Source organism: Allocoleopsis sp. (assembly GCF_036703385.1).
Taxonomy (GTDB): domain Bacteria; phylum Cyanobacteriota; class Cyanobacteriia; order Cyanobacteriales; family Coleofasciculaceae; genus Allocoleopsis.
In genome coordinates, this window is sequence record NZ_DATNPA010000799.1 from 1 (window position 1) to 10,820 (window position 10,820).

Sequence of the window (10,820 nt, forward strand, 5' to 3'; positions counted from 1 at the left end):
CAAAATGCTGCTGTAGTAAAAGATGACATTGATGCCAACGAACTGCTGAAGGATGGATAGACCCATGCCAGCCCAGACAATTGGAAGTAGTCCACCACTGCGGCTCAAAAGGTCTGAAAACTTGGGTTTGTCTTCTCTGCTAACCGTCTGACGGATTTCCTCGACTTTGGAGATCACGTCACCCCCCACAACCTTGGCGAGAATGTCAGCGGCTTTGCGGTCTTGACCCTGACCAACCAAATATCGAGGCGATTCGGGAATCATCAAAGCCGCTACCCCGTAGAGTACAGCTGGCGGGATTTCCGACCAAAACATCCAGCGCCAAGCCGGGACTCCAAACCAAAATGGTGCCTCAGCTGACCCGCCTGCTCCCAAAGCGATGAAGTAGTCACACAACAGTGCAATGAAAATACCGACTACAATAGCCATTTGTTGGAGCGAACCCAGTCTTCCTCGTAAGTGAGCAGGAGCCACCTCTGCAATATAGGCAGGTGCAATCACGCTAGCCATACCCACTGCAATTCCACCCAAGGCACGCCAGAAGATGAAGTCCCAGATGCCAAATGCCATACCGGAACCAATACCACTTAGGGTAAAGAAAACCGAAGCGATCGCCATTGTCTTAATGCGTCCTTGGCGATCGGCAAACGGTCCCGCAAAGAAGGCTCCCAGTGCAGAACCTAACAAAGCAGAGGAGACCGCAAAACCCGTCATCCCACTACTGGCGTTATAGGCTTTTTGTAGTGCTCCCACTGCACCATTGATCACAGCCGTATCAAATCCGAACAAAAAGCCACCGAGCGCAGCTGCGCAAGCAATCAGGATGACGTAGGAAATCTTGGGTTGAGCGACAATATCATTTTTTTGAGTAAACATGATTTCATTGTTATTTGGGTGTAATAGACGGATTAGATTGGTTTGAGCGGCCTAATTTGTTAAGTTGGGTTTAGCCTGACTTAGAACTTACGAGTTGCACCCACAGCAGCAGCGCAGCGCCTACGTGAGATTTAGAGCTTGGGTGAACACATGCTCCGCAAACAGCGCCAAGGTCAAAGCGATGCTCTGCCAAGGGATACGCCCAAAGGCATAGCTTTTGCTCTTGCTTGATGCACTGCGCTCGCGAACATTTACCGCTGAGAACTTAGCCGCTTGCTAATGAAGCCAGCTGATCGCATCTCAAGTCCATATCTAGTTGACGAAACGTTTTAGTCAGATACCATCAAGGTCACCTACAAAGCAACCCCAATCAATCTGTCCTTCGGATTCAAAACCATACAAAATGGCACTCGCTCTTAGAAGGAGATAACTCAATCTTTTTCCGTGAATGCCTATAGCAAGAATTCTTTTATATCATGAGAAAATTTCGCTACAATCCCTCTCACGATATAGAAAAGATATAAAATGTAGGGTAATTTAATGAATTTTAGGTTGTTTAAATTAACAAATCAATATACATAGTCATGATAAAATAGTTGTGAATTAAGCTGTTAAATTGAAAGAATTAAAATAAATATTGAAGAGTTTCAATTGATTTCTTGCTCCAAGTCAGGAGAGAGGTTAAACAGGAAGAGGTGTTGAAAACCGTTCTCTCAAAATTTACAGCTGTCCAGGGTTGGCTCTTCCATTCTGTAGTGCTAAAACGCGCTTGTGCAAGCGAAGTAGTGGCTTATCTTGAATGCCTGCTGTCATCAGTCCGTTGACAGTTTGCATGAGGTAGTCAGCACAAGAACCCAGTTCTCCAGTAGCTGTAGCAATGCTCTTAACTGTGGTTTCCAGCGAAATATTACCCGCATAAGCCCGATGGCGGCGGTTGATGATAAATGCGATCGCATCTAGTTTTTGTGTACCATCAAATACCCGTACCCAACGAGGAATGTAAGAACCCACAACCATTTCCCGTCGCCAAAGCAGCAGTAGTTCCGACGGTACATCATTAGCCGCGATTCGGTAGACAATACCGCGACAACTCCCACCGTAATCTAAACCCAGTACCAATCCTGGATTCTCTGGAGTACCACGACCTCTTGGTACCCACATGCAAAAGCGGCGATGCCACCCGTAAATTGTTCCGACGCGCTGTTCGGCAAATCTGAAAATAGGGTTCCAGATCAGTGACCCATAAGCGAAAATCCAGACATCGGAAGATGACTCAAGTTGCCCAAGAGTTTGGCGCATTGACTCTTGCAACTGGGCTTCACTGAGGAAATTAACCCCTCCTCCAGCCTGCAAGATGAGCTGCTGTAAGCGTCTGGATTCGAGGTCAGAGCGTGTTAGTGACATGACACAAGGAAATTTCGTTATTTTGGGGTCTAGTCCAAGCAGAACAGCCTTATAAGGTAGAGGCACGATATGTCGTGCCCCTACAGATTATTTTGCACTAACTAAGGAATCGCTATCGGCTACTAACTAGGAAGGAGCACCCGATCGCACAGTTCCCCCTTCATCGGCTGCATCCGTTGATTTGGTTTCACTCGGCTTTTCTAGATGAGCACCGCCGGAGTAAGGCCACTTCCAGTCGCGAATCTCCGGCATATCATCGCCGTATTTGGAGATGTAATGGACGTGCTCGACAAGCTTGTCGCGGAGCATCTGTTTTACATGTGCCCCAACATACTGAAGTTTTGGTAAGCGATCGATGACATCCATCACCAGATGGAACCGATCCATATCGTTCCGGACAACCATGTCAAAGGGCGTGGTCGTTGTCCCCTCTTCCTTGTAACCTCGGACGTGGAGGTTCTTGTGGTTTGTCCGGCGGTAAGTCAGACGGTGAATCAGCCAAGGGTAGCCGTGGAAGGCAAAGATAATGGGCTTGTCGGTCGTAAAGATGGAGTCAAAGTCTTTATCAGAAAGACCGTGAGGATGTTCGGTCTCCGGCTGGAGTTTCATTAAGTCCACCACATTCACCACCCGTACTTTCAGATCGGGGAAGTGCTGGCGTAGCAAGTCAACGGCAGCGAGAGTTTCTAAAGTAGGAATATCGCCACAACACGCCATCACCACATCCGGTTCACTGTCTTGGTCGTTACTTGCCCATTCCCAAATCCCGACACCATGAGTGCAGTGCTTGACAGCAGCATCCATATCTAAGAACTGCAACGCAGGTTGTTTTCCGGCAACGACGACGTTGACATAGTGGCGGCTACGCAGGCAGTGGTCGGTCACTGACAGCAAGGTGTTGGCATCCGGCGGCAGGTAAACCCGAATCACCGCTGCTTTCTTGTTGACTACATGGTCAATAAAGCCAGGGTCTTGGTGGCTAAATCCATTATGGTCTTGCCGCCAGACGTGGGAGGTCAGCAGGTAGTTGAGAGAGGCAATGGGTCTACGCCAGGGAATGTGTCGGCAACTCTCAAGCCACTTAGCGTGCTGGTTGAACATCGCGTCAACGAGGTGGATAAACGCTTCATAGCAGGAGAAGAAGCCATGTCGCCCTGTGAGCAAGTAACCTTCCAGCCAGCCTTGGCAGGTATGTTCGCTAAGCATTTCCATCACCCGACCGTCGGGAGAAAGGTGATCGTCGTAGGAGTAGGTTTCATCCATCCAAGTGCGATCGCTTGCCTCAAACACAGCGCCCCAACGGTTGGAAGCTGTCTCGTCCGGGCCCACGATCCGGAAGTTCCGCCGCTCCTGGTTGCGATTCATCACATCCCGCAGCAATTCTCCCATGACGCGAGTAGCTTCTGCATAGGTGGTGCCGGGATTGGTCACCTCGATCGCATAATCCCGAAAGTCGGGCATCTTCAGGTCTTTGAGCAGGATGCCACCGTTGGCGTGGGGGTTGTCACCCATGCGCCGTTGTCCCTTGGGAGCTAGTTCTGCCAGTTCATCAATCAGCTTGCCATTCTCATCGAAGAGTTCTTCTGGCTTGTAACTCTTCATCCAGTCTTCGAGGAGTTTGATGTGGTCTGGCTTGCTTGCCAGTTCTGCGAAGGGGACTTGGTGCGATCGCCAAAAACCCTCGGTTTTCTTGCCATCCACTTCCTTTGGTCCTGTCCAACCCTTGGGCGATCGCAAAATAATCATCGGCCACTGAGGGCGCTTGGTATTACCATTAACACGAGCATTGTGTTGAATGGCTTTAATTTCTTCGGTGACGGTGTCGAGGGTAGCCGCCATCAATTGGTGCATGGCTTCCGGATCGGAACCTTCCACGAAGTAGGGCTTGTAGCCATAACCAACGAACAGGCTTTCTAACTCCTCATGACTAATTCGCGACAGGATTGTCGGGTTAGCAATCTTGTAGCCATTTAGGTGCAGGATAGGTAGTACTGCACCATCCCTTACGGGGTTGAGAAACTTATTGGAGTGCCAAGCTGTAGCCAGAGGCCCGGTTTCAGCTTCCCCGTCCCCCACGACGCAACAAACCACCAGATCAGGATTATCAAAAGCTGCCCCGTAAGCATGAGAAACCGCATAACCCAGTTCACCGCCTTCGTGGATGGAACCCGGAGTTTCCGGAGCGACGTGGCTGGGAATGCCACGCGGGAAGGAGAACTGCTTGAACAGCTTCTTCATTCCTGAAGCGTCTTGGGAAATGTTGGGGTAGTACTCGCTGTAGGTACCCTCCAGGTAGGTGTTCGCCACTAAGCCCGGACCTCCATGCCCCGGCCCTGCAATGTAGATGGAGTCTAGATCATATTTTTTAATCACCCGGTTCATGTGAACGTAGATGAAGTTGAGACCCGGAGTCGTACCCCAATGTCCGAGTAACCGAGGCTTAACATGCTCTAGTTTCAGAGGTTCTTTCAGGAGCGGATTGTCTAATAAATAGATTTGTCCCACAGAAAGATAGTTAGCTGCACGCCAGTAGGCGTTCATCTTGCTTAATTCTTCTGGGGACAAGGGGCCTTGTTGTAGTTTAGGAGCGGTCGCTTGAATCATGCTTAATTTCTGCCTTTTGATATATGCGATTTTGAAGCAGTTAGGTTAATGCTTGTTGATTCAGGACTAGTCAAAAAATGAGCAATGACCTCTTGGTCAATGACAAAGTGGTGCGATCGCTGATTTAGCACCAAGGGCTTAAGTAGCTTCAATTTTGACGAACACTACTTAAGCCCCTATCCAATGAACCATTTTAAAGCTAGTTTAAACCTCGGTTTGATGGCCAACTGCCCTCGCTTTGACCTATTCACTTTAGTCGTTTCGGATATTCCCAACAGCTCGTACTGCATCTAAGTAAGGGATTCCTTTCCCAATCACAAGACAGATGCTTTACCAGTCTATATTTGCCGAAACTAAAAAGACTTTAATTTGTCTTTTGTCTCAATTCTATTAAGAAAAACTTAAGTAGACAGCTGATAAATCAGTGTTCACGAAAATTATTTGTCAGTTAGTTAAAAGTAGAATGTGAAACATCTGCAATTAGAGAGGTTTTTAAGATAAAACCAGGCTACTATGAAGAGTTAATAGATGACTTTTTCTGTTAGACCTATGTATATCTCTAGACAATAGAACGCTCAATAAATGTATCGTCCTATACATTAAAGAGGTTTTAATTTTATACAGTAAATTAAGTTAAAAAATGGCTCATCTATATGAGCCAGCAAAATTACTATTTTCAGCACTCTAACTTACCAGAGATAGGAAATAGTGAGGAACAACGGTTCCCGATTCTTTCTTCTGTGAGTCTGTCTTACCTTGGGCTGTAAGCCTTGCCCTTTATGGCGACGGTCTTGGTCGGAGTCGGAAGAACCCTACTCGACCTTGCCGATTCCCGATTCCCCGCTTTACAGGGAAAGCTTCACCAGCGCATCTTTCATGGCTGATGGTAGCTGTCGCAAAATCTTGCCTTTCTCACGATCAATGGCAACTAGTGTAACGTGACCTGTTAAGTAGAGTTCTTCTCCGTCTAGCGATCGAATCTCATAATCCCAGTTGATTCGGACACCTTCCATCTCTGCCATGCGGGTTTTGACAACGGCTGCCATTCCCATCCGAAGCGATCGGTGATAGCGTATGGCAAGTTCTACGACGGGTAACTCACATCCCAACGTGACTAAGTCAGCATAGTCGATGCCGATTGAACGTAAGCATTCAACTCGTGCTTCTTCCATCCAGGCAACATAGGTACCATGCCAGACGACACCTGAATAGTCAGTATGGTTGGGGTGTGCCCGCACGAGATATTCAAACCAGTTCTCAGTAGTGGCTGTTAGAGAATAGTTTTGAATCTCACCGCTTGGTGGTAGTTGGGCTGAGGTTTGTGGGTCTTCCAACATGTGATAACTTGTCCTCGTCTATTGAGTACGGCAGGGACTGATGCAGTCGGCTTATCCATCTATTGATTATGCAAAAGAGTTAACGATGGCTGCAACGATGTTGTCTTGCCTAATGTTGGCGTCGTAGGGAACCCTGTTCTCTACCGCTTATCTCCCAGGGAATTGTAAAGGAACTGAGTATAATCGGACACAATCTTTTCAAGTAAATATTACTTAATATTACTCTTAAGGTAGATGTAGCTTTTTACCGGCATTACATAAAGTAATGGTACAGGCAAGCCCCTAGCCATTAGGTTATTGCTTCTGATAGGACAACAGGCTCCTAGCCCTTGCTAGGGGCTATTTTTGCGTTTTGTACAATTATCGAGTATATTTACCCCTGCTTAAAGCAGGGGTAAGGCCAACTGATAGGACAGCAAGCTAATATCCAAAGTTAAGAGTCTTTTCATTATTTATCCCCTCCTTTAAGACCTATGTCTAAATAGGTAGCTAGCTTCTAAACACTACCAAGAATTCCAACATGGAGGGGGGTAAAACGGGAGATTGAGTGCTGGTATCTGCATTGCCTATCTTCACCGTGAATAAGTATTATTCAGGTAGTTGCACTCGATGAGACTACTGCCAAATTTTCCTGCATAAGCTCCCAAGGTTGAGACATAGAGCGTAAAAGCACACTTAGCTCTCTAGAGATTCCAAACTCACACCACGCTCGTCACCCATCTTAGGGAAGAGGTACGTATGTCTTCCATCAAGCGGCGCAAATTCTTGCAACTCATTGGCGCATCTACTCTGTCAACCTTGAGTTTAGGTCAACTTGATTTACCACAGGGTAATCCCTCTGCTCAAGCTCTCACACAAAGTACACCCCGCAAACTGGCCTTGCTCGTTGGTATTAATGCTTATGTTAATAATAGAAGATTTCCTTCCTTAAGAGGGTGCCTCACGGATGTCGAATTGCAACGGCAGCTACTCATTTACCGTTTTGGCTTTAATCCTCAGGATATTCTCATCTTGACCGACACTCAAGCGACACGGCAGGGCATTTTAGAGGCATTTGAACAACATCTGATCGAACAAGCACAGCCAGGGGATGTGGTAGTGTTTCACTTTTCAGGATACGGTTCTCAGATCGCTGACCCAGACTGCGACTCTGCCGATTGCCTCAATAGTACGCTGGTTCCTGTGGATAGCTCATGGCACCTTGAGCGCTCGGTACCGGATATTATGGGATACACGCTTTGGTTGCTTATCGCCGCATTGAAGACGGAAAATGTCACGGTTGTCATTGATGCTAGTCACGCTGGCGATATCATAAGCAGCGAGTTGGGTTCCTCTTCACCGAGTATTTCTACAGGAAAATCGCGCAGTGGCAGTAGACCGCAACCTAACGCCCAAGAGAAAGCCTACCAGCAACAATGGCTAGGACGGCTGAGTCTTTCGCCCTCAGAGTTTAGAGAGCGGCGGCGAACTGGAATCCCCAAGGGAATGTTGCTGGTTTCCAGTCAGCGAGAGCAACTTGCTGCTGATGGAATCTTTAGTGGCTTTTGTGCTGGAACGTTTACTTATCTCATGACTCAGTATCTCTGGCAACAGACGGGGAATGAGTGGGCTAGAAGTGCGATCGCTAATATCTCTCGTGGTCTTACACCCCTATCTTCTACCACTCAAATCCCCCAATTGGTGGTTAAGTCCAACAGTGGGAATGAAAAGCGCCCTATCTATTTCCTAGAACGCTACACACCTCCGGCGGAAGCGGTGATTACTCAAATCGAGGGTAAAACTGTAAAATTATGGCTCGGTGGCATCGAGCCGCAGAGTCTACGGGCATTCAATCAAGGCGCAACTTTAACAATTGTAGATAAGGCAGGCCATGCGCAAGGACTGATAGACATAGAATCCCGCGTCGGATTAGTGGGGGTGGGCAAAGTCATCAAGGCATCACCCAAGGAGGTTCAAGTTGGAGCCTTACTCCAGGAGCGTATGCGCGGGATTCCCGATCAGTTGACCTTACGCCTTGGCCTTGATCGCTCATTGGGGAATAACTTAGCTGAGGCGCAACAGGCTTTACAATCGATTAAATTTATCGAAATCTTATCCTCCGGACAAGGTGAGATTGATTACATTCTGGGTTGTATAACGCGTCGCGATCGCCAAATATCCAAGCAACCGCAAGGCAGAGCGCTTCCGCCCATTGGGAGTATAGGCTTACTCTTACCCGGACGAGTGCTGGTTCCTGGCAGCTTTGGAGAAAGTGGAGAAAGTGCGATCGCAGCTATCAATCGCCTCCAGCCCAAATTCAAATCCCTGCTAGCAACTCGGATGGTGAAACTAGCGCTCAATCCCAATTCCTCGCGGTTGAACGTGAAAGCCTGGATGAGGCAAGAGGACAACCCTCAGGGTGCGATCGCACAAGCCTTTGCTATTCGAGGTTCTAGCCAGGGTGCAGTGCCAGGGCAGGAAATGAGTGCCCAAGTGGAATATGCTGGCACTATGCCCGTTCTACCGATACAAAAGCGCGTTCAGTTGCATATTGCGAACCATGAGCCTCGCCCCCTTTATTGCAGTATTTTGGTGATTGACTCCACTAGGGAGATATCGATTATCTTTCCCAATCAGTGGGCAGCAAAAGAGGAGATTACACGGGTAGAAGCGGGGCAAACACTACTTGTTCCTGACCCCAGTAAAGATAACTTTAGTCTCGTCACTCAAGAACCCAAAGGAGTGGCAGAAGTTTTGATTATCGCGAGTAGCAAGCCACTGCGAAAAACGCTATTGTCCTTGCGTGCGATCGCACAACGAGGAGGACAGCAACGGGGGCCTATTGCTTTGAATGCTCCCAACGATTCAACGGATGTGGTTGCTAATTTGCTCGATGACTTGGATACAGGTAATTACATTAACACTGCTATTACAGTAACTAACCAGAGCGTTCGTAGGCTCGATACGACCCAGTTAGCGGTCATGTCAATTTTGTTTGAAGTCGTTTAACTTCCTATCTTACCAAATCTGCCTTGATAACCCCTCTTATCTCTTTTATTTGCTCAGAGTTCTCTACTCAGTAAACTCTCAGGCTCTTCTCTTTGGTTCTTTAAAAAGGGAGTACTCCATCCGGATTTGGTAGGGGATGTGCCTGGATGTTGCAGACCTCTCTACGGCTAAATGTTGTTGCATAACTTTCCCAAAGTAGGACGATAAGACTTATATAGGACGTATATATACGTTATTTACTCGCGCTTTTCGGAAAGGTTGCTTCTATGTATCCCCATTTAAAATACTTGAGTCTGATTATTACCACACTGCTCATTTCTCTGGCTTCTCCTTTACCACCCGCAGAAACTCTCCCAGGAATCTCTAGCAGCCAAGCACAAGCGCAGACGAGCCAAAACCGCAAGGCTGAGGCAGATAGCTTTTGGGAGCGAGGGACTAAACAGGTGGATGACAACCAAGATGAAGCGGCGTTGAAGTCTTTCCAACAAGCACTGACTATTTATCGAGAAATTAAAGACCGCCAAGGAGAAGGAAAGGCGCTGAAAGGTTTGGGGAATGCCTACCTTGACCTGAACGATGATGATAACGCGATCGCATCTTATCAGCAGAGCTTGGTTATTGCCCGCGAAATTAAAGACCGCGAACTAGAAGGCAGTTCTTTAAACAAGCTGGGGGACGCTTACAATGATGCTCTAAATGAATACGAAAAAGCGGTTGATTACCAGCAGCAATCTCTAGCCATCTCACGAGAAATTAAAAATCGCGAACTTGAATCCGATGCTCTACGCGATTTAGGCAATGCTTACTATTCTTTAAAAGACTATCAAAAGGCAATTGATTACCATCAGCAAGCTATCACGAGCGCGCGGGAAATTAAAAACCGCAAATTAGAAGCAAAAGCTCTAAGAGACGTGGGATTGGATTATTCGGGGTTAAAAGACTACCCGAAAGCAATTGATTATTACCAACAAAGTTTAACAATCGCACGAGAAATCAAAGACCGTGAACAAGAAGGATGGTGTTTAAACAGTCTGGGAGACGCTTACGACAACCTGAAAGATTATACCAAAGAGATTGATTACCAGCAGCAAGCTTTGAGCGTAGCACGAGAAATCAAAAATCGTGAACTTGAATGGAATGCTTTGCATGATACAGGCTCGGCATACTTTTCTCTGAAAGACTATCCGCAAGCGATTGATTACTATCAGCAAGCGTTGAAAATTGCACGAGAGTTAAAAGACCATGCAGGAGAAGGAAAAGCCTTAGCCAATCTTGGAAATATTTATCACACTTTGCATGAGCACCCAAAAGCGATTGATTTTTTTCAGCAAGCCTTAGCGATTTCAAGACAAACTAAAAAGCGCGAGCTTGAAGCCTATGTTCTTGATTCTCTAGGAAATATTTTCTACAACTCAAATAACTTTCAAAAAGCCCTTGAATACTATCAACAAGCTTTAGTTGCTGCTAAAGAAAGTAAAGATCAGGATGCTCAAGCTCAAACTCTAGAAAACATGGGCGATACTTACCACTATCACTTAAATGACGACCAGAAAGCACTTGATTATTATCAACAAGCGTTAACCATCGCACGGGAAATCAAAAATCGCGATC

At 46.9% G+C, this 10,820-nt stretch carries 6 protein-coding genes; 2 read left to right on the plus strand and 4 right to left on the minus strand.

Annotated elements, in window-relative coordinates; translation table 11 throughout:
* From V6C93_RS37090 to V6C93_RS37105, 4 genes are all read right to left on the minus strand, one after another.
* On the minus strand, positions 1–876 hold an 876-nt coding region (locus V6C93_RS37090; RefSeq protein ID WP_333481709.1), incomplete at its 3' end, for an MFS transporter.
* Positions 877–1,596: 720 nt separating this feature from the next.
* Positions 1,597–2,280, minus strand: a complete 684-nt coding sequence (locus V6C93_RS37095) for a gamma-glutamylcyclotransferase (protein ID WP_333481710.1) — start codon at positions 2,278–2,280, stop codon at positions 1,597–1,599.
* 126 nt (positions 2,281–2,406) lie between these two features.
* A complete protein-coding gene (locus V6C93_RS37100) occupies positions 2,407–4,884 on the minus strand; it encodes a phosphoketolase family protein (protein ID WP_333481711.1) in 2,478 nt (825 codons plus the stop codon).
* Between the two features lie 845 nt (positions 4,885–5,729).
* Entirely contained in the window at positions 5,730–6,221 is a 492-nt protein-coding gene (locus V6C93_RS37105; protein WP_333481712.1) for a thioesterase family protein, read from the minus strand.
* Positions 6,222–6,959: 738 nt separating this feature from the next.
* Here V6C93_RS37105 and V6C93_RS37110 point away from each other — a divergent pair.
* Together V6C93_RS37110 and V6C93_RS37115 are read left to right on the plus strand one after the other, a co-directional pair.
* Positions 6,960–9,209 (plus strand): caspase family protein, encoded by a 2,250-nt coding sequence (locus V6C93_RS37110; protein ID WP_333481713.1) that lies wholly within the window; start codon positions 6,960–6,962, stop codon positions 9,207–9,209.
* A 266-nt stretch (positions 9,210–9,475) separates the two neighbouring features.
* Positions 9,476–10,820, plus strand: a 1,345-nt coding sequence (locus tag V6C93_RS37115) for a tetratricopeptide repeat protein (RefSeq protein WP_333481714.1), incomplete at its 3' end; no start/stop codon positions are given.